Raw genomic sequence first — 821 nt, forward strand, 5'->3', positions numbered from 1 at the left:
CAAACTCATCCATCTGTGAGTTATATTGTCGGCTAAAGGCAAAACCCAGTTTAGGTAAATAGAAGTCTGCGTGATTGACCCGTTCAGCACCAATCGCATAGCTGATACTGTGTTCTGTTTTGGAGCTTTGATCTTCAATCAATGTTGCACAAATCGGATCATTTAACGCATCAGGCTGTAAGGTCACAAACTCTAAAATATCACCATTGATATGCTGTTCATGTTCGCCTGTTTGGTTGAGGGGGACGCTGGCTGTGGCTTTTTTACCCTGTGTTTGAATGGCGTTTAGGGTTTCTTGAATCAGCCAAGCTAGGCTATATCGTGTACCCGCATTGCTTTGTTGTTGGATCGCTGTAGCAAGTAATGGGGCGGCTTTTTGAACTTCCGTTTGCAAAGTTAAATGAGGCGCTGAAATCTTTGCAGTCATGTCTGCTTGTGCGGGTGCGCCCAACAAATCAATCAATGGCTGTGCCCAATTGCTAAATTGTAGGTTGGGGTCTCGCTTTTCAGCTGTTGCACCGGCTGAAGCAATGCTTGGCAATCCACCTGCCACACTGGTGGTAAAGGCTTGCAAGATTGAAGACCCCAGTGTTGTTGCACTGGACAGTAAGCCTGTGAGTTTAGCTTGTGTTTCTTGTAGGAATTTTTCTAAATCCCCTGCCATCTGGGCATTTAAGTGCAACTGCATACGACGTAAGTCGGCTTCTTTGATTTTGCCATCGGCTGGATATAAACACTCAGCCATTAACCCCAACATTGGACGTAATGCCATACGCACATGGGCTTCGGTGTTCGGTTGTAAAAATAAACCGATTAAGTTC

General features: G+C 45.3%; 1 pseudogene. It reads right to left on the reverse strand.

The features are described from left to right. Positions 1-821 (reverse strand): annotated as a pseudogene (locus tag ACINWC743_RS05670) (RHS repeat protein); the annotation flags it as partial.

Origin of the sequence: Acinetobacter sp. WC-743 (assembly GCF_000335555.1) — a bacterium.
Taxonomy (GTDB): Bacteria; Pseudomonadota; Gammaproteobacteria; order Pseudomonadales; family Moraxellaceae; genus Acinetobacter; species Acinetobacter bereziniae.